Raw genomic sequence first — 19,153 nt, 5'->3', positions numbered from 1 at the left:
CCGCTTCGCAAGCTTGAGGACGGCTTCGCTTGGCCGGAACGCCGCTCACTGAGCTCAACCGGCCGCTCGGCCAGGATCGCGCCGCGCCCCATGGCAAGCCATGGGGCCGCTGGCTTGTGATCGCCTGCGCCGGCGTCGTCGGCCTCGCCTGGGCCTCCATCATTCTGATCGTCGCCATCCGCCGCGACCCCGATGGCGGCGAACCGATCGCCACCGCCCAGATCGAGAAGCGCGCGGCATCGCCGCAATCCGCCCCCGCCACCTCCCAGCCGGGCGCATCCCAGCCGGACACGGCGCAGATGACGCGCGGCCAGTCGAGCGCCCGCCAGCTCGAAACCGAATCGGGCGTCAACGTCGTGCGGCCCGGTGCCGAAGCGCCCGGCGCCATCATCATCACCATTCCCGACAGCCCGGCGACGGTGAAGCTGGCCCCGGCACCCGACAGCCGTCTGGTCGAGCGGACGCGCCACGGCCTGCTGCCGAAGATCGGCCCCGACGGCGCGACACCGGCGCAGATCTATGCCCGCCCGGCCGGCCCACCGCCGGCCGGCAAGATCGCCGGGCGGATCGCCATCCTGGTCGGCGGCCTCGGCATCAGCCAGAGCGGCACCTCCGACGCGGTCACCAGGCTGCCAGGCGCCGTGTCTCTTGCCTTCGCCCCCTATGGTGCGGAATTGGAACGCACGGTCCAGCGCGCCCGTAGCGAGGGGCACGAGGTCTTCCTGCAGCTCCCCATGGAGCCCTTCGATTATCCCGACAACGATCCGGGACCCCACACCCTCCTGACCGGCCCGAAATCGGCCGAAAACATCGACCGGCTGCATTGGGCTCTCGGCCGCTTCACCGGCTATGTCGGCATCGTCAATTTTCTCGGCGGCCGGCTGACCTCCGACGACAGCGCTCTCTCGCCGATCCTGCGCGAACTCGCCGGGCGTGGGCTGATGGTGGTCGATGACGGCTCCTCCGCCCGCAGCCTGCTGGCCTCCTCCGCGCTACGCGCGCAGATTCCGGCGATGAAGGTTGACCGCGTCATCGACACGGTGGCGCGGCCGGACGCGATCGATAAGGAACTGGCGAATCTGGAGGCCCTGGCGCGGGAGCATGGTGTCGCCGTCGCCAGCGCCAGCGCCCTGCCCGTCTCGATCGAGCGGATTGCGCGCTGGGCCCAGTCGCTCGAAGCCAAGGGGCTGGCGATCGTCCCGATGAGCGCAGCGCGCGGCCTGCGCAGCCCGAAGACGACCGGATCGCTGAGATGACGGAATCTCCGATGACCAATGCGCCGCCGGAAGGCTATCGCCCCTGCGTCGGGCTGGCACTGTTCAACGCGCAGGGGCTCGTCTTCGTCGGCCGGCGCGCCAACAAATCCCTCCGGGAGCATGTCGCCGAAGGTCATGAATGGCAGATGCCCCAGGGCGGAATCGACAAGGGCGAGATGCCCCTGCAGGCCGCCACGCGCGAATTGCAGGAAGAGACCAACGTCACCTCCGTTGCCCTGCTGGCCGAGAGCCCGGGCTGGCTCGCCTATGATCTGCCCGCCGACATCGGCAAGGAAGCCTGGAAGGGCCGCTGGCGCGGCCAGGCACAGAAATGGTTCGCCTTCCGCCTGATCGGCCCCGACAGCGAGATCGACATCGAGACGCCGGCCGGTGGACACAAGGCCGAGTTCGACGCCTGGCGCTGGGAACGGCTCGACCGGATGCCGGCGCTGATCATCCCGTTCAAGCAGGACGTCTATCGCGAGGTCGCGGCGCTGTTCGCGCCCTTCGCCGGAGCCTGACGCGGGATGCGCCACGAAGGAAGCCGACATGCGGTTTGACAGCGATCTCGATCCGGTCTCCCCGGCCCTGCGCGAACGCCTGGCGCCCGGCGGCACGCTGCGCGCCGGCATCAACCTGTCGAACTTCCTGCTGGTCTCCGCCCGGACGCCCGATGGCGGGCCGGCCGGCGTCTCGCCCGACATGGCACGCGCCATAGCCGACCATCTCGGCGTGGCCCTGCGCTATGTGCCCTACGCGTCCCCCGCTTTGCTCGCCGATGCGGCGACACGCGGCGAATGGGACATCGGCCTGATCGGAGCAGAACCCCAGCGCGCCGAGACCATCGCCTTCACTCCCGCCTACGCCGAAATCGAGGCGACCTATCTCGTGCCGGCGGGCTCCCCGCTGACCGACATCGCCGAAGTCGATGCGCCGGGCGTGCGGATCGCCGTCACGGCCAGGACGGCCTATGGCCTCTGGCTCGACCGCAACATCCACAAGGCCGAACTCGTCCGCACCGCCACGATGGACGAAACGCTGTCGGATTTCCGCGAGAAAAAGCTTGAGGCGCTGGCAGGGCTGCGGGCACGGCTGATCTCGGATGTAGCCCAACTCCCCGGCTCCCGTATCCTCGACGGCCGCTTCATGGCCGTGCAGCAGGCGATCGGCATCGCGCGGAATGCGGATGCGGAGACCGCGCGCGCTGTCACCTGGCTGACCCGCTTCGTCGCGCTGGCGAAGGCGTCGGGGCTCGTTGCCGAGCTGATCCGCAAGCATGGCGTCGAAGGCCTGAGCGTCGCCTGAACCCGCGACGGGGTTGATTATAGCAGCCCCGCGGACCACCCTTGACGCCTGCCCGCCTGGAACCGGCCGCCGCCTCGCGGGCTGCCGGAGCGGCCGTGGCAACGACCCGTCGCATCGAACAGGAGCGTGATCGTGCAGGATGAGATTTGGGCGCGACTGGCCGATCATCGCGAAGCGACACGAGAGCGCCAGCTGCGCACGCTCTTCGCCGAGGATAAGGCCCGCTTCGCCGGCTTCTCGGCCCGCCTCGACGACCTCTTGCTCGACTATTCCAAGACCGCCGTCACGGCCGAGACGATGGCGTTGCTGCTGAGCCTGGCGCAGACGGGCGACGTCGCCGGCAAGCGCGATGCCATGTTTGCCGGCGAGGCGATCAACACCACGGAAAAGCGCGCCGTACTCCACACCGCATTGCGCGCCCCAGCGGACAGCCGCGTCATGGTCGATGGCGTCAACGTGATGCCCGAGATCCAAGCCACGCTCGACCGGCTCTCGGCCTTCTCCGAAGACGTCCGCAGCGGCACCATCGCGGCAGTCGACGGCGCCCGCTTCACCGACGTCATCAACATCGGCATCGGCGGCTCCGATCTCGGCCCGGCCATGGTGACGCTGGCGCTCGCGCCCTATCATGACGGCCCGCGCCTGCATTACGTCTCGAATGTCGACGGCGCCCATATCGCCGACACGCTGGCCCGGCTCGATCCGGCGCGCACGCTGGTGATCGTCGCCTCCAAGACCTTCACCACCGTCGAGACCATGACCAATGCCGCGACGGCCCGGCGCTGGATCGCCGGCGCGCTCGGCGAGGCGGCGATAGGGACGCATTTCGCGGCTGTCTCGACCGCGCTCGACAAGGTCGACGCTTTCGGCATCGCGCCCGACCGCATCTTCGGTTTCTGGAACTGGGTCGGCGGGCGCTATTCGGTCTGGTCGGCCATCGGCCTGCCGGTGATGATCGCGATCGGCGCCGCCCACTTCCGGGAATTCCTCGCCGGCGCCCATGCGCTCGACGAACATTTCCGCACGGCCCCACTCGACCGCAACCTGCCGGTCCTGCTTGGGCTCGTCGGCCTCTGGCACCGCGATGTCTGCGGCTATCCGGCCCGCGCCATCCTGCCCTACGACCAGCGCCTGCTGCGCCTGCCGGCCTATCTTCAGCAGCTCGACATGGAATCGAACGGCAAGCGCGTCCGCAAGGACGGCTCGCCCGTCACCCGGCCGAGCGGCCCGCTCGTCTGGGGCGAGCCCGGCACCAACGGCCAGCACGCCTTCTACCAGCTCCTGCACCAGGGCACCGACACCGTGCCCTGCGAATTCCTGGTCGCGGCCGAAGGCCACGAGCCAGAGCTGACCCAGCATCACCGCCTGCTGCTCGCCAACTGCCTCGCGCAGAGCGAGGCCCTGATGAAGGGCCGCACGCTGGAGGAGGCGCGCGACATCCTCGCGAAGCAGGGACTGGCGTTGGATGCGGTCGAGGCGCTGGGCCCCCACAAGGTCTTTCCCGGCAACCGCCCCTCGGTGACGATCGCCTATCGCAAGCTTGATCCGTTCACGCTCGGCCGCATCATCGCGCTCTACGAGCATCGCGTCTTCGTCGAGGCCGCGATCTGGGGCATCAACGCCTTCGACCAGTGGGGCGTGGAACTCGGCAAGGAACTGGCGACCGCCCTGCTGCCGGTGATCGAGGGCAAGTCACCAGCGGACGCGCATGATTCGTCGACCGCCGGGTTGGCGGCCTATCTCACCGCCGGGAACTGACACCGCCCATGCGCCTGCGATGCTGTTGCCCGCATCGCCCCTGCCCGCGGTACTCTTGCCGGCTGCCCACTCTCGGTCAGGCAGCATGCCGTTTGCATCGACGGCATCTCGGCTGGCATGAGAGCGGTCCGGCCGGCGTCCATGCCATGGCCGGGCGCGATAACGACGATATGAGAATGGCTTGACGATGAATCACGGCATGATCGCCCGAAGCGCCTCCAACGCAGAGGACATGTCAGCGCCGCTGCCCGCGACAAGCGACCCGCGCTCGCTGCGCCGGCGCGAGGACCAGCGCTTCCTCACCGGCCAGGGCGATTATCTTGACGACCGGCCGCAGCAAGGCGAGCTGTTCGCCGCTGTGCTGCGCTCGCCCCATGCCCATGCCCGAATCCTGTCGATCGATACGACGGCGGCCATGGCCTTGCCCGGCGTGCGCGCCGTCTACACGGCTGCCGATCTTGGCGGGCTCGGCCCTCTGCCGTCCTCCATCGTCGTCGCGACAGTCGAGCCGCTGATCGTGCCTCCGCGCCTGCCGCTGGCCCGTGACATCGTCCGCCATGTCGGCGATCCGGTCGCCTTCGTCGTCGCCGACAGCATGGTGCTGGCACGCGAGGCCTGCGAGCAGATCGCCGTCGACTACGACGTCCTGCCCTCCGTCACCGATCTTGCCAGCGCGCCGGGTCCGCAGGCGCCGCAGCTCTGGCCGGAGGCGCCTGGCAATCTCGCCTTCCGCTTCCGGCGCGGCGATCCGGCGGCGGTGGCAAAGGCCTTCGCAAAGGCGGCCCATGTCGTCACCTGCGATCTGGTCAACAACCGCATTGTCGCCGCCGCCCTCGAACCACGTATCGCCGTCGGGCGCTTCGATCTGCAAAGCGGCATCTACCATCTCGAAATCAGCGGTGCCTCGGTCCACGCTATCCGCCGCGAACTGGCGGAAGGTGTGTTCGGCCTGCCGCTCGACAGGATCCAGGTCTCCTGCCCCGATGTCGGCGGCGGCTTCGGCATGAAGAACGTGACCTATCCCGAGCACGCGCTGGTGCTCTGGGCTGCGCGCCGGCTCGGCGCAACCGTGCGCTGGAGTGCCGAGCGCATCGAGGAGTTCACCGGCGGCATCCATAGTCGCGACAATCTCAGCACGGCGAAACTGGCGCTCGACAAGCGCGGCCGCTTCCTCGCGCTCGCCGTCGAGACGATCGCCAATCTCGGCGCCTACGTCTCCTCGCTCGGCCCGGGAAGTTCGACCAACGCGCCGTCTGCCGCCATGGGCGGGCTCTATGACATCCCCGCGATGAGCATGGATGTCCGCGGCGTCTTCACCAACACCGCGCCGATCGACGCCTATCGCGGCGCCGGCAAGCCCGAGGCCAATTACCTGATCGAGCGCCTGATCGAGGCCGCCGCGCATCGACTCCGGATCGACCCGGCCACGCTGCGCCAGCGCAACTTCATCCGCACATTCCCCTATCGCAGCGCCTTCGGCACCACGATCGACTGCGGCACCTTTCCCGAAAACCTCGACAAGGTCCTCCGCGCCGCCGACCGCGCCGGGCTTCCGGCGCGCAGGAGGGCAGCGAAGAAGCGCGGCAAGCTGCGTGGCTTCGGCATTGGCTGCTTCCTCGAGACCTCGCGCGGCCAGCCCAATGAGGAAGCCTGGCTGCGCATGCGCAACGACGGCACCATCGACATGGCGGTCGGCACGCAGTCCAACGGCCAGGGCCACGAGACCAGCTTCGCCCAGGTCGCAGCCGCGCGGCTCGGGCTCCCGGTCGAGACCTTCAATCTCGTGCAGGGCGACACTGTCCGCGTCCCGCGCGGCGGTGGCCATGGCGGCGCCCGCTCGCTGCATCTCGGCGGCACCGCTTTGGTCATGGCCGCCGACGATTTGATCGCAAAGGCGCGGCCCGTCGCGGCGCAATTGCTGCAGGTGAGGCCGGACGACCTCACCTTCGGGGAGGGCCGCTTTCAGGCCGCAGCGGGATCGGACGGGCTCGGGCGAGAGATCGACCTGTTCGCGATTGCCCGGCATGTGCGCGACAGCACCGGCTCAGGCCTCGAAAGCCATGGCGACAATGTCTGCGACATCATCACCTTCCCGAATGGCGCGCAGGTCGCAGAGGTCGAGATCGATCCCGAGACCGGCGCCATCTCGCTGGAGCGCTATGTCGCGGTCGACGACTACGGCACGCTGGTCAATCCGCTGCTGACCGAGAGCCAGGTGCATGGCGGGCTCGCCCAGGGCATCGGCCAGGCGCTGCTGGAGGAGGCGATCTACGACCCCGATTCCGGGCAGCTCCTGAGCGCGACCTTCATGGACTACGCCATGCCCCGCGCTGACGACATCCCGTTCTTCGATCTGGAAATGGTCGAGGTGCCGACCAGGGCGAACCCGCTCGGCGTCAAGGGCTCGGGCCAGGCCGGCTGCATCGGCGCGCCGCAGACCGTGATGAACGCCGTCCTCGACGCCCTGCGCCCGCTCGGCGTCACCCATCTCGACATGCCGGCGACGCCCGCCCGGATCTGGCGCGCGATCCGGGATGCGCGGGCGGCCAGGGACCTGGCGAGCGAAAAATCCTAGCTCATCACCAGCCCGCCATCGACATGCAGCGTCTGGCCGGTGACGAAGCCGCTCCAGTCGGAGGCGAGGAAGAGCACCGGCCCCGTCACGTCCTCCACCGTCGCGATGCGCCCGAGCGGCGTCTGCGCGATCAGCATGTCCTTGACCGCCTCGCGGGTCTTGCCGCTGGCATCGGTCGGATAGACCAGCCCCGGCGCGACGCAATTGACCCGGATGCCGAGCGGCCCGAGTTCCGCCGCGAGATTGCGGCTGAAGCCGATCAGCGCGGCCTTGGCGGTGGTATAGTCGTGATAGGCGATGCTCGGCCGCGCCACGAGATCCGTCGCGATGTTGACGATCGCCCCCCTGCCCCGCTGTCGCATCAGCGGCAAGGCCGCCTGGCAGACATTGTAGGTCGCCTTCAGCGCGCCATCGACCTGCGCCTGATAGGCCGACCACGGCGTCTCCCAGAAGCGCGCCCGATTGTCCGGATCGAAGACATAGGGGTCAAACGCATTGTTGACGACCGCATCCAGACGACCGGCCTCCTCGGCGATGCGCGCCAGCATCGCCTCGACCTCATCCGCCACGGTCACATCGGCCGCAATCGCCAGCGCCTGCCCGCCCGCCGCGCGGCAGGCTTCGACGACGGCCTGAGCCGCCGCCTCGCTGCGCCGGTAGTTCACGATCACCAGCCCGCCCTCGGCGGCGAAGGCCTTGGCGAGCGCAGCCCCGATGCCCCGGCTCGCGCCGGTGACAAGGATCGTCCTGTCGCGGAATTTCATGCGCGTCGCCTCAAGGGATCAGGTCGGACTTCACGAACTGCCCGATGTCGATCGGTTTTCCGATCAGTCCGAGCTTGTAGAAAGTGTCGGCGCCCTTCTGCATCAGTTCGGGATCGAAATGGCCGAGCCCCTTGGCGGCGGTGGTCGGCGACACCGTCGAGATGTTGCGCAGCTTGATGATCTCGAGATTGAGCGCCTCGTCGCGGCCATTGATCGCTCGCGTCACCGCGACCTTGGCCGCCTCGTCGGGCTTGGCCATCATCCAGGCGGCGCTATCGCGATAGGCTTCGAGAAAGCGCTTCAGCAGCGGCTTCTTGGCCTCGTAGGTTGCCTCCGTCACGACGAAGATATCGCTCGGCAGGTTGAGATGGTCCTTGACCTCGATTACGTCGAAATCGGCCAGCCCCTTGGATTTCGCCACCAGCAGGCCGGTGTCGGTCGCAGCGGTGGCATCGACCTGGCCCTGGATCAGCGGTGCGAAGTTAAGCAGCCCGGTGACCTCGATGGTCGCATCCTGTTCCGTCAGTCCGACCTGGTGCAGCAGCACCTGCAGGTTCTGCCGCGTGCCACTCGACAGGGAGTAGACGCCGATGCGCTTGCCCTTCAGATCGGCCGGCCCCTTGATGCCCTTGGCCTTCGGCGCGACGACATTGAAGACGTTCTGCGGATAGATGTTGTAGATCGCGACCAGCTTCTCGCCTTTGTCGAGTGCGAGATAGAGCGCCGCGGGATCGGTGAAGGCGATGTCGGCCTGCCCCGTCAGCATGTTCTGGATCGCCGAGCCACCGCCAGTGCCGGGCACGTAACCGAGTTCGATCCCCTTCGCCTTGAAGAAGCCCTTGTCGGGCTCGGCCAGCAGGTTGGTGATCTCGCTGATCGGCTGGCTCCAACCGGCAACGGTCATCTTGTCGAGCGTCTGGGCGTGGGTTGCGCCGATGCCAGCCCCACCGATCAGGGCGGCACCGACGAACGCAAACAGGTTGCGACGTGAACCATAGAACATCGGATTATCCTTTCAGATGGTGGCGCAACAGCAGCCGCTCGGCCAGGAGCGCCGCCTGGTAGAAGATCATTCCGAGCAGCGTGATCACGATGAAGAGCGCAAACATCAGGCTCGAATCCATCACGCTCTGGGCCGCGATGATCGAGGCACCGAGCCCGGCCCGGCCGCCGATGAACTCGCCGACCACGGCCCCGACCAGCGAGAGCACCACCGCAACGCGAAGCCCGGCGAGGATCACCGGCAGGGCGCTCGGCAGCTTCAGCCGCAGCAGCGTCTGGAGGCGGCTGGCGCCGAGCATGCGGAACAGCTCGCGCCGCGCCGGATCGACCTGGGCCAGGCCCGTCAACGTGTTCTCCATCAGCGGGAAGAAACAGATCAGCGCCGTGATCACCACGGTCGGCGCCATGCCGAAGCCGAACCAGACGATGAAGAGCGGCCCGAGCGCGAGCTTCGGCACGACCTGGCTGGCGACGATATAGGGATGCAGCAAATGCCGCAGGAAGGTGGCCTCCGCCAGCAGGATGCCGACGCCAAGTCCGACCGCGCAGCCGAGCGCAAGGCCCAGCGCCATTTCGGTCGCGGTGATCCGCAGATGCGGCAACAGCCGACCGCTCGCAATCTCGCTCCACAGCGTCGCGAAGACGGAGGACGGCGCCGGCACGATCAGTGCCGGCACGGCGCCGAGCCGGCACCAGGCTTCCCAGCCGCACAGCAGGACGACCAGCAGCAAGGCCGAGGCGAGCCGGGCCTTCATGGCGCCTCGTCCATGGCCAGCCGCAGCTCCCGGCAGAGCGCGTTGAAAGGCTCGCCATAGCGCATCTCGCGCCCGCGAGGCCGCGGCAGAGCGATGGCCAACTGGTGATGTAGCCGGCCCGCCGCCATGATCGCGACCCGGTCGGCCAGATAGACGGCTTCCGTGATGTCGTGGGTAACGAAGAGCACGGTCGTCGCCTTGAGCGCACACAGCGCCAGCAGATCGTCCTGCAACTCCTCCCGCGTCAGCGCATCGAGCGCCGCGAAGGGCTCATCGAGCAGGAGCAGATCCGGCTCTGCGATCAGCGCGCGGGCGACGGCGACGCGGCTCTGCTGGCCGCCGGAAAGTTGCGGCGGATGCCGCCGCGCATAGGCATCCAGCCCGACCAGGTCCAGCAGCCGGCGCGCGCTGTCACGGTCCTGCGGTCGCAGGCTGCGCTTCAGCGAGATCGGCAGCAGGACATTATCGAGGACGCTGAGCCAGTCGAGCAGCGTCGGCTGCTGAAAGACGAAGCCGATCCGGGAGCCCGGCCCCTGCAACGCCGCGCCGCCGATCCGCACGGAGCCCTGATCGGGCCGCAGCAGCCCGGCGGCGAGCTTCAGCAGCGTGGTCTTGCCGCTGCCGCTGCGGCCGACGAGGCAGTGGAAGGCGCCGCGCGGAATCGCCCAGTCGACGCGGTCGACGATGGCCGGCTCCACGCCATAGCCATAGCTCGCCTGCTCGATCGCGACGAATTCCCCGCCCTGCCGTTCAGTCGGCATAGGGCGCGAAGCCTTCGGCGGCGAACTCGGCCGATTGCTCAATCTCGGTGATGGTGACGAGGTCGAGCAGGTTGAAGCGCCCGTCATTGTGCCAGCCGGCCTCCGGCGCGGTCATGCGCCCGAAGGCCGAGATCCGGGTCACGCCGGCCTCGCCCAACAGGCCGGCGATCCGGAACAGCTCGGCGGGCGCCGCCGCGATCGCCGCACTCTGGAGAAAGTTCCGGAACGGGGCCACCAGCGGCATCACCGCATCCAGGCTGTCGACCGCGACGATCTTGAGCGTCCGGTTCAACCCGCTCGGCGCCAGCGCCTCGGCCGCTTCGACCTGGACGACGCTCCACGGATCACCGGCATCGCCGAGCACCGTCCGGCTCCCGCCATCGAAGGCGCGCATTTCCTCGGCGTTGCGCCAGGCCGCGACGCCGGCTGCCTCCGCCACCGACAACGCCCGGCGCGGATGCGTCCGCGCGAAGCCCGCCAATTCGCGCGAGACATGTTCCGCGAATTCGCGCGGCGAGACCTTCCCACCCCGTTCGATGAAGAGCATCTGCGGCGCGTAGCAGCCTTGCTGCTCGTAGCGCATCACGTCATGGGCAGCGAGCCGGGCGAGCGGGGCCGCCTTGCGCGTGTCGAGGGCCGCAGCCGAGACCATCCCGAAGCCGATCTTGTGGCCATGCGGCAGGAAGCGCGCCGTGACCGGCGCCCGCTCCCGGATCGCCGCAAGCGCATCGTTGCCGCCGAAGGCGACGATCGTGTCGGCCTGCTTCAGCCAGACCTGCTCGCTCTCCGCATCGCCGCCCTTCCACCAGACGATCGCCAGGCACTCGGCCAGCCGGGGGTCGATCTCCGCGAGGATCCTGGCAAACCAGCCGGCCAGCAGCGGCTCGGCGCTCGCGACCTTGCCGACGCTGCCGGCCTTGACCAGCAGACCGGAGATCAGGCTCCACAACGGCAGACCCGGCACGTTGCCGGCCCAGACATGCAGCAGCAGCTCGGGTCCATAGGCCCTTGTGAAGCCGCCCTTCACCGCCGGCTGGAATGCATCGAGAATGCCCGGATTGACGAAATCCTCGGCGAGAAAGCGCTGGAGCTGCGGCGCCCTGAACGTCCGGAGATAGCCCGACAGCCCGAGTCGCACCGTCTCCGGGTCGTAGCCGGTCACGACGGGAAGCACCGCCTCCGCCTTGCGCCGCCACGGATCGTTGCGGTCGAGCAGCCGCGCCACGGCCTTGTCGATGGTTGAGACGATCTCGGCGACGGGCAGCGTCTTCAGATAGGCCCGCGCATTCTCCCGGATGCGAGCGGCCAAAGCGCACCCCTGCGGCTCCGTCAGCAGCGGCACGGAGACCTGCACGCTCTCGCCCCAGGCGGCGAAGTCCAGCACCCGCCACTCGACCTCCGCAGCCGAGAGTCCCGGCAGGTGCCCGGCGAACTCGGTCACGGCCTCAGCCCCTCGCCGCCTTCAGGAATTCCTCGACGGCGAGCGAGCATCCTCTGGAATCGGCGCCGTCGACCCGACCGAACAGCCTGAAGCCGCCCTCGACCATGACGCCGGCATCCTCGGTCAGGATTGCCGAGACGCAGTTGAAATGGGCGAGGTCGTGATGCACCAGCACGCCGGTCGTGCCTTCCGGCAGGTCTCGCCCCGTCACCGGGTCGACAACCCGGCTGCGGATCCAGTGCGGCCCGGACTTGACCGGCGGGCAGGCGGCATTGCCGTCGTCGTAGAACTGCGTGCTGAGCTCGGTCATCCCATACATATTGATGCAGCGGCTGCGCGGCACGCCGAGCACGGCTGAGAGCGCATCGTAGAAGGCATCGGCACCCATCTCGCGCGACTGGCCTTTGAAGCCGCCGGTGTCGAGGATGCGGCTGCCCTCGGGCAACACGAAGCGCCGCCCCTGTGCCGCCAGCGCATCGAGCAGGTGCACGAAGCTGTAGCTCGCGCCGAGCAGCGCGTAGGGCTGGCCGGCAGCTTCCGCCCGTTCCAGCGCCGCGGTCAGCCGCGGCAGATCGAGACCGTCCGCCCCGATGAATCCCGCGCTACCGGGGGCTCCGCAGTCGCGCTTCGCCAGCGAAAGATAATGCGCCAGCGACGAGTTCGGCATCGCCTGCTCGTCGGGAAACAGGATGCCCATCTCGATCCGCGCGAGACCCTGCATGAAGCGCTGGCGGAAATTCACCAGCATCGAGCGGTCATAGACGGAGAGCGTCGGATGGTAGCTGCGGCCCTTGACCCCGCCCTGCGTGGTACCGCTGGTCATGAAGATGCGTTCTGCCGCCTCCGGCGGGCAACAGCTCAGCGTCAGGTCCTTGAAGGCGGTGATCGGCACGGCGGGAATATCGCGCCAGTTCCGGACGGTCAGCGTGGTGCGGCCGCGCTGGATGGCGAAGCGGCGATAGGGCTGGTTATGCGCGAACTGATAGGCGAAGACCGCCAGCGCCATCCGCTCGAACGCGGCTTCGGATGCCTCGTCCCGGTCGATGAAGGCCAGCAGGGCCTCGATGATCTCAGCTTCGGTCACGTCCAGCCACGCCTTCCCGCCAGCCACACGACCAGGCGGGATGCCTTGCATGGGACCGAAAATCCGACCAGCGGCGCGAGCTTGGAAACGGGGCGGCTTTCCGCCCGATGTCCCGCATCCCTACGCCGGTATGAACCGGATCAGGTTCGGAGGGTCACCGCGTTGCCCGGATTGATCCGGACCGGCGGAATCTCAGCCTCCTAGCGAGGCCCCCCTGGGAACAGCCGGAAGCATGACGGCGCGCTCGCGGCGATGTCAAGGACGCTGCCCGGTCCGGCAAGCCGACGACGCCATCGCACGTCGCACGACCCGGCCGGCAGAAGCTGCCTTCAGGACACGCCGAGCGTTGCCTCGCAGAACATCAACGAGAAAGAGAATCCGGCTGGACATGCGAAGCGGGAACCTCGTCCTCCCGATGCCGCCACAGCTTTTATGGGTGCATCGGATCGCTCCTGCTGGCACGCCCGGCTCCCTTCGGGCGCTTTTAGCATCGCATCGCTACACGGCGCCGACAGCCTGAGACGACCGCCTGATCACCAGCTCCACCGGCAGCATCGTCTCGGCATCGACTCGGTCGCCCTGCACGAGCGCCATCAACGTCCTGGCCGCGAGATGACCGATGCGGCCCGTCGGCACATGGACCGTCGTCAGCGAGGGCGAGACATGTGCCGACATATCCAGGCCGTCGATGCCGACGACGCTGAGGTCGCGCGGGACCGTCATGCCGCGCGCATGCGCCTCTTCGAGGCAGCCGATCGCGAACAGGTCGATGCCGCCGATCAACGCCGTCGGCTTGTCCTCCAGCTCCAGCAGCATGGCGCAGCCGGCCCGCCCTCCGGCGAGGGTCAGTGCCTGCTCGACGACCAATGGGTCGGGCAAGGACAGTCCCGCTTCCGTCAGGGCGGCGCGCGCGCCGGCCAGCCGGGCCCTCTGGCGGTCGTTGAACTGCAGATGGCCGGTGATCATGCCGATGCGCCGATGCCCGAGCCTGATCAGATGCTCCGCCGCGAGGCGTCCGGCGAGGGCATTGTCGATCGTGATCGCGGTGAAATGACCGTCGCCGCACCAGGTGAGCACGACAGGAAGCCCCGACGCGTCGAGCAAGGCCGTCGTCTCCGGCGCACGCTCGGCCCCCACCAGCATGAGCCCGTCCACGCCGCGGCCGAGCAGCGCCCGGACGGCCTGCGTCTCGGCTGCAGGACTTGCTTCATGCGAGGCCACGAGCAGCAGATAGCCCGCCTGCGCCAATGTCGCCTGCATCGCTTGCAGGGCTCGCGCAAAGATGGCGCTGTCCAGTGTCGGAACGATCGCACCGATCGTCATCGACCGCCCCGAGGCCAGGGCCCGCGCCGCGCCATCAGGCAGATAGCCCAGACGCTGCGCACTGGCCCTGACCTTCGCCAGCGTGTCAGGCGAGAGCAGGTCCGGCTGCGCGATCGCCCGCGAGACGGTCGCGGGCGAAACGCCGGCATCGCGCGCAACGTCGCTCAGCTTGACGCGCCCTCCGCTCACCCTCGACCTCCCTGAAATTTATTTCATCCAAAATAAGACGAATACAACACCATCTGCAAGGAAAATGGACATCGATCAGCAAATCGATAGAGAGATTGACATCCATCGCACGATCTGAAAACCTACGATGAAAGCGCTTTCACTCAAGAAGAGCGCATTGAGGAACGCCATGATCGGAAGACGGCGATGGGTCAGCCTTGGCTCGGTAGCGGCTGCGCTGCTGCTGTGGTTCATGCTGACGACCGCAACGGGCATCGTCTCTCCCGGCCGCTTCCCCTCGCCTGTCGACTTCTGGCAGTCGTTGAGCCAGATCGCGACGCGCGGCTATGCCGGCGGCGGGCTCGCCGGCCACGCGCTTCAGAGCGTCAAGCTGGTCGTGATGGGCTTCCTCGTGGCGATCGCCACCGGCGTGCCGCTCGGCCTCTGGATGGGGTGGGACCGGCGGGCCGAGGCCGCGATCAATCCGATCTTCCTGATCATCCGCCCGATCCCGCCGCTGGCCTGGATCCCGCTCGCCATCCTCTGGCTCGGCCTCGGCGACGGCGCCAAGATCATGGTGATCTGGTTTGCCGCCTTCGTGCCCTCGGTGATCAATGCCTTCGCCGGCGTTCGCAACATCGACCGGCCGATCATCGAGGCCGCGCAGATGCTGGGCACGCCGCGTTGGCGTCTCGCGAGCGAGATCATCGCGCCGGCCGCCTCGCCGATGATCTTCACCGGCCTGCGCCTGTCGCTGCAGGCGGCCTGGACCACGCTGGTGGCGGCCGAGCTCGTCGGAGCGCTGGCCGGCATCGGCTTCGTGCTCAACATGGCCCAGCAGGACATCTACCCGGGCATGATCCTGGTGGGGATGGTGACGGTCGGCGTCCTCGGCTGGGGCACGACCGCAATTCTCGGCCTTGCCGAGCGCAGAGCGCTCGCCTGGAACGTCGCGGGCAGGGATTGAGACCATGCAGATCGCCCCGCTGCGCATGAGCGAAAAACTGGCCTGGGGAGTGTTGGGGCTCACCGGTTTTATCGGCCTGTGGGCGGCGCTCTCGGTCCTCGGCATCGTGCCGCGCCAGTTCCTGCCTTCGCCGGTCGATGTCGTCTCGCGCTTCATCCACCTGCTGACGACGCCCTTCGCCGGCGCGACGCTGCCGCAGCATCTCGCCTCGAGCTTCCAGCGTTATGCCTATGGTGTCCTGCTCGCGGCCGTGATCGGCGTGCCGCTCGGCCTGCTGATGGGCTGGTTCCGCTGGCTCGACGACATCGTCACGCCGCTGTTCGACGCGTTGCGCTTCATCGCGCCGATCGCCTGGGTGCCTTTCGCGGCATTGTGGTTCGGCGTCGGCATCGGCGGGCCGATCCTGATCATTTTTGCAGGCGCCTTCCCGCCCTGCCTGATCAATGCCTATCGCGGGGCGCGCTTCGTCGAGCCGCGCCTGATCGAGGCCGCGCGGATGCTCGGTACGGGGCATCTGCGGATGATCCTCGAGATCCTCCTGCCCGCGGCCACGCCCTCGATCGTCTCCGGCCTGCGCGTATCCGCCGGGCTCGGCTGGCAATCGCTCGTCGGCGCTGAGCTGATCGTGGCGGCGGCCGGCGTCGGATTCATGATGGTCCAGGCGCAGGCCAACGTCGCGACGCCGACCGTCATGGCCGGCATGGTGGCGATTGGCCTCGTCGGCATGCTCATCGACGTGATGCTGCGGCAGGGCGAAGCCTGGCTTCGCCGCCGCCGCGGGCTCCAGGCATAAGGACGAAGACGATGGGATCGATCCGTTTCGACAAGGTCGACAAGGTCTTCGGCCCCGCCTCGAGCGGGGTGAAGGCGCTGGACGACATCAATCTCGAGATCGCGGACAAGGAGTTCGTCGCGATCGTCGGCCCGTCCGGATGCGGCAAGACGACCTGCCTGCGGATGGTCGCCGGCTTCGAGCCGCCGAGCGCCGGCACCGTCAGCGTCAACGGCAGGATGGTAACCCGGCCGGGGCCCGACCGGGCCGTGGTGTTCCAGCAGTTCGCCCTTTTTCCCTGGAAGACGGTCCGCGAGAACATCGAGCTCGGACTGCGCAACAAGAACCTGCCGAAGGCGGAGCGCGAAGGGCTCGTGGCGGGCGCCCTTACATTGATGAACTTGGAAAGCCATGCGGATGCGTTTCCGCACCAGCTGTCCGGCGGCATGCAGCAGCGCGTCGCCATCGCCCGCGCCTATGTGCTCGATCCGGAAGTGCTGCTGATGGACGAGCCGTTCGGGGCGCTCGACGCCCAGACCCGCGTCGTCATGCAGGAGGAGTTGGTGAGGCTGGCGCGGGTCAACCCGCGCACCGTGCTGTTCATCACCCATGCGGTCGAGGAGGCGGTCTATCTCGCCGACCGCGTCGCGGTCATGACGCGGCGTCCGGGCCGCATCAAGGAGGTGCTCGACATCCGCTCGATCCGGCAGGCCGAGAACTGGGACCGGCTCGAACGGATCGAGGACGTGATGGATCTGGAATCCTTCGTCCATCTGCGCACCCAGATCTGGAAGTCGCTGCGGGAGGAGAAGGGCGCGCATGGCGTCTGATCTCGCCCCGCTGCCGCGCCTGACGCGCGACCTGACCGAGCCCGAGCCGATCCCGGAGGCCGGCATCGTACGCGCCTGCGAACTCATGCGCTCGGGCCGCCTGTTCCGCTATGGCGAGATGGGCGCCGACCAGAACGACGTCGCGCTGCTGGAACAAGAGGTCGCCGCCTTCGTCGGACGGCGCTATTGCGTGGCGGTGAATTCCGGCGGCGCGGCGCTGTGCCTGGCGCTCAAGGTGCTGGACGTGCGGCCGGGCGACCCGGTCCTGGTCAACAGCTTCACTCTGGCGCCCGTCCCCGGTGCCATCGTTCATGCTGGTGCCCGGCCCGTGCTGGTCGAGATCGGCACCGACTATGTGATCGACTGTGACGATCTCCGGCGCAAGGCGCGCGCATCGGGGGCGCGCATCCTGCTGCTGTCGCATATGCGCGGTCATATCGCCGACATGGATGCGGTCGCCGCCGCCTGCGACGAACTCGAGCTGCTGCTGATCGAGGACTGCGCCCACGCGCTCTGCGCAGCCTGGGGGGGTCGCACGGTCGGCACCTTCGGCGCCGCCGCGGCCTTCAGCGCGCAAACCTACAAGCACCTCAACGCAGGAGAAGGTGGCTTCCTCCTCCTGGACGATCCCGACCGCACGGCCCGCGCCATCCTGCACGCGGGCAGCTATATGCTGCATGCCCAGCATCTCAGCGCGCCGTCGGCGGAGGTCATGGCCGCCTGGGAAGAAACCACGCCGAATTTCAGCATGCGGATGACGGCCCTGGCCGCCGCCCTGCTCCGCCCGCAACTGAAGGACCTGCCGCTCCGCGCCCGTCGCTGGAACGCGATCCATGATCGGATCGGCAAGGCCATCGCTCGCTCCCGCCATGTCCGGCTGCCCGCGCGATCCGCGAAGGAAAGCTATGCGGCCACATCCGTCCAGTTCTCGCTGCCCGGCTTCGACAGCCGGGAGATGGCGGCCTTCCTCGCCTGCTGCGCCGCACGTGGGCTGCCGGTCAAATGGTTCGGCGCCGACCAGCAACGCGGTTTCACCAGCGCGCCACGGCATTGGCGCTATGCCGGCGAGCAGGGCCCGCTGGAGCAGACCCATGCCGTACTGGCTGGCCTCTGCGACATCCGCACGCCCGTGTCATTGACCGATCAGGATTGCGACCTCGTCGCCGCCATCGTGCGCGAGGCCATCGAGACCGTCGTCTCCGCCCGTGCGGGGACAGGGAAAACCGGGCGGGCCGCGACAGGCTGAGACCGGGCTAACGACAACAGGGAGAGAGACATGAAGCGCATCATTGCAGGATTGGGTTTCGCCGCGTCGCTGGCTTGCGCCGCCGCATCGCCCGCACAGGCCCAGACCGCCATCGGCGTCAGCTATCAGCCCTCGCTCTACTGGGCGCTGCCCTTCCACTACGCGACGGTGAAGGGCTGGTGGAAGGATGTCGGCCTGACGCCGAACTTCTCGACCTTCCCGGCCGGCGCGCCGCAGATCGCGGCATCCGCGGCCAAGTCCTGGGATGTGGGCGGCACCGGATCGGTGCCGGCGGTGCTCGGCGCGGTGCGCTTCAACATCCTGACGATCGGACTGACCAACGACGAGTCGAAGACCAATGCCATGATGGTCCGGGGCGACAAGTTCGATGCGATCAAGGCCGACCCGAAGCTCCTCAAGGGCCAGAAGCTGCTGCTCACCACCAACTCCACGGTGGATTATGCGGCGCGGAAATGCCTGACGAAGTTCGGGCTGCAGCAGGCCGACATGCAGTTCGTCAATCTCGGCCAGGCCCAGATCATCACGGCGGTCACCTCGAACAACGGCGATGTCGCGGGCGTCTGGGCGCCCAACACCTACACGCTCGAAGAGCGCGCCAACGCCAAATATCTCTGCTCGGGAGCTGATGCCGACGCGATCGTGCCCGGCGCCCTGATCGTGCGGGCCGATTTCGCCAAGGAGCGGCCTGACGACGTGGCGAAGTTCCTCGCCGTCTTCCTGCGCGGCTGGTCTTGGGCCAAGGCCAATCCGGCCGAGGCACGCACGCTCGCTCTGGAGTTCTACAAGCAGGGCGGCCTCGAAGTGACGGCCAAAGCGATGGACCAGGAGTTCGCGCTGCGGCCGACCTTCGGTCTCGACGAGCAGATGAAGCTGATGGCGAGGGCCTCGGGGGCCTCGACCGTCGACGGCTGGTTCTCCGAAATCGGCAAGTTCATCACGGAGGTCGGCACGATTCCGTCCAACCCCGACGCCAAGAGCTATCTGACGGACGATTTCCTCAAGCGCGTGGCGGCGGACGCCAGGCTGAAGGCCTTCGCCACCGAATTCGACAAGAAGTGAGCTGACCTCGGATCGACCCTTGCGGCGACGCCGGATCGGGCGTCGCCGCCACCATCCCCTTGCGCT

General features: G+C 68.1%; 17 protein-coding genes and 1 riboswitch. Of the genes, 10 read left to right on the top strand and 7 right to left on the bottom strand.

The genetic code is table 11. The features are described 5' to 3' along the window. The first annotated feature begins 29 nt into the window (after window positions 1–29). The 5 genes from C8D03_RS12500 to C8D03_RS12480 all read left to right on the top strand — a co-directional run bounded on the left by C8D03_RS12500 (window position 30) and on the right by C8D03_RS12480 (window position 6,894). Window positions 30–1,256, top strand: a complete 1,227-nt coding sequence (locus C8D03_RS12500; RefSeq protein WP_248308443.1) for a divergent polysaccharide deacetylase family protein — start codon at window positions 30–32, stop codon at window positions 1,254–1,256. Further along, window positions 1,253–1,777: an RNA pyrophosphohydrolase gene (locus tag C8D03_RS12495; protein ID WP_108046556.1), complete on the top strand. Its 525-nt coding sequence runs from the start codon at window positions 1,253–1,255 to the stop codon at window positions 1,775–1,777. Before C8D03_RS12500 ends, C8D03_RS12495 begins: the two co-directional genes overlap by 4 nt. A 28-nt stretch (window positions 1,778–1,805) precedes the next feature. Beyond that, window positions 1,806–2,561 carry a transporter substrate-binding domain-containing protein gene (locus C8D03_RS12490; RefSeq protein ID WP_108046555.1) on the top strand — a complete coding sequence of 252 codons (756 nt, stop codon included), beginning with the start codon at window positions 1,806–1,808 and terminating at the stop codon, window positions 2,559–2,561. A 129-nt stretch (window positions 2,562–2,690) separates the two neighbouring features. After that, complete coding sequence (gene pgi / locus C8D03_RS12485) at window positions 2,691–4,319, top strand: glucose-6-phosphate isomerase (protein ID WP_465246469.1); 1,629 nt, start codon at window positions 2,691–2,693, stop codon at window positions 4,317–4,319. A 232-nt stretch (window positions 4,320–4,551) separates the two neighbouring features. After that, window positions 4,552–6,894: a xanthine dehydrogenase family protein molybdopterin-binding subunit gene (locus tag C8D03_RS12480; protein WP_210203920.1), complete on the top strand. Its 2,343-nt coding sequence runs from the start codon at window positions 4,552–4,554 to the stop codon at window positions 6,892–6,894. Here C8D03_RS12480 and C8D03_RS12475 read toward each other — a convergent pair. The 7 genes from C8D03_RS12475 to C8D03_RS12445 form a co-directional block, all read right to left on the bottom strand. Next, the gene (locus tag C8D03_RS12475) at window positions 6,891–7,658 is read right to left on the bottom strand and encodes an SDR family oxidoreductase (protein ID WP_108046552.1); all 768 of its coding nucleotides are present in this window, start codon (window positions 7,656–7,658) and stop codon (window positions 6,891–6,893) included. The genes C8D03_RS12480 and C8D03_RS12475 overlap by 4 nt on opposite strands. Before the next feature lie 10 nt (window positions 7,659–7,668). Continuing rightward, window positions 7,669–8,661 (bottom strand): ABC transporter substrate-binding protein, encoded by a 993-nt coding sequence (locus tag C8D03_RS12470; RefSeq protein WP_108046551.1) that lies wholly within the window; start codon window positions 8,659–8,661, stop codon window positions 7,669–7,671. Window positions 8,662–8,665: 4 nt separating this feature from the next. Then, on the bottom strand, window positions 8,666–9,415 hold the full coding sequence (locus C8D03_RS12465; RefSeq protein ID WP_108046550.1) for an ABC transporter permease: 750 nt from the start codon (window positions 9,413–9,415) through the stop codon (window positions 8,666–8,668). Then, window positions 9,412–10,176 (bottom strand): ABC transporter ATP-binding protein, encoded by a 765-nt coding sequence (locus C8D03_RS12460; RefSeq protein WP_108046549.1) that lies wholly within the window; start codon window positions 10,174–10,176, stop codon window positions 9,412–9,414. Before C8D03_RS12460 ends, C8D03_RS12465 begins: the two co-directional genes overlap by 4 nt. After that, window positions 10,166–11,617 (bottom strand): acyl-CoA reductase, encoded by a 1,452-nt coding sequence (locus C8D03_RS12455; protein ID WP_108046548.1) that lies wholly within the window; start codon window positions 11,615–11,617, stop codon window positions 10,166–10,168. The genes C8D03_RS12460 and C8D03_RS12455 overlap by 11 nt, the downstream gene beginning before the upstream one ends. Window positions 11,618–11,621: 4 nt before the next feature. Next, window positions 11,622–12,701, bottom strand: a complete 1,080-nt coding sequence (locus C8D03_RS12450) for a LuxE/PaaK family acyltransferase (RefSeq protein WP_210203919.1) — start codon at window positions 12,699–12,701, stop codon at window positions 11,622–11,624. Between the two features lie 97 nt (window positions 12,702–12,798). Continuing rightward, window positions 12,799–12,927: riboswitch (TPP riboswitch) on the bottom strand. Between the two features lie 272 nt (window positions 12,928–13,199). Next, on the bottom strand, window positions 13,200–14,213 hold the full coding sequence (locus tag C8D03_RS12445) for a LacI family DNA-binding transcriptional regulator (RefSeq protein ID WP_108046546.1): 1,014 nt from the start codon (window positions 14,211–14,213) through the stop codon (window positions 13,200–13,202). A gap of 169 nt (window positions 14,214–14,382) precedes the next feature. Here C8D03_RS12445 and C8D03_RS12440 point away from each other — a divergent pair, with 169 nt between their 5' ends. From C8D03_RS12440 to C8D03_RS12420, 5 genes are read left to right on the top strand one after another with little or no spacing between them, the layout of a single operon-like run. Continuing rightward, window positions 14,383–15,159 (top strand): ABC transporter permease, encoded by a 777-nt coding sequence (locus C8D03_RS12440; RefSeq protein ID WP_108051571.1) that lies wholly within the window; start codon window positions 14,383–14,385, stop codon window positions 15,157–15,159. A gap of 4 nt (window positions 15,160–15,163) precedes the next feature. After that, the gene (locus tag C8D03_RS12435; protein ID WP_108046545.1) at window positions 15,164–15,952 is read left to right on the top strand and encodes an ABC transporter permease; all 789 of its coding nucleotides are present in this window, start codon (window positions 15,164–15,166) and stop codon (window positions 15,950–15,952) included. Window positions 15,953–15,963: 11 nt separating this feature from the next. Continuing rightward, a complete protein-coding gene (locus C8D03_RS12430) occupies window positions 15,964–16,761 on the top strand; it encodes an ABC transporter ATP-binding protein (RefSeq protein WP_108046544.1) in 798 nt (265 codons plus the stop codon). Next, complete coding sequence (locus tag C8D03_RS12425) at window positions 16,751–18,007, top strand: DegT/DnrJ/EryC1/StrS family aminotransferase (RefSeq protein WP_108046543.1); 1,257 nt, start codon at window positions 16,751–16,753, stop codon at window positions 18,005–18,007. The genes C8D03_RS12430 and C8D03_RS12425 overlap by 11 nt, the downstream gene beginning before the upstream one ends. Window positions 18,008–18,037: 30 nt before the next feature. Beyond that, the gene (locus C8D03_RS12420) at window positions 18,038–19,087 is read left to right on the top strand and encodes an ABC transporter substrate-binding protein (RefSeq protein ID WP_108046542.1); all 1,050 of its coding nucleotides are present in this window, start codon (window positions 18,038–18,040) and stop codon (window positions 19,085–19,087) included. The last annotated feature ends 66 nt before the right edge of the window (window positions 19,088–19,153 follow it).

The sequence above is a fragment of the Bosea sp. 124 genome (assembly GCF_003046175.1).
GTDB lineage: Bacteria > Pseudomonadota > Alphaproteobacteria > Rhizobiales > Beijerinckiaceae > Allobosea.
Note: the sequence above shows the minus strand (reverse complement) of the source record. Positions and strands in the feature narration are given on the sequence as shown.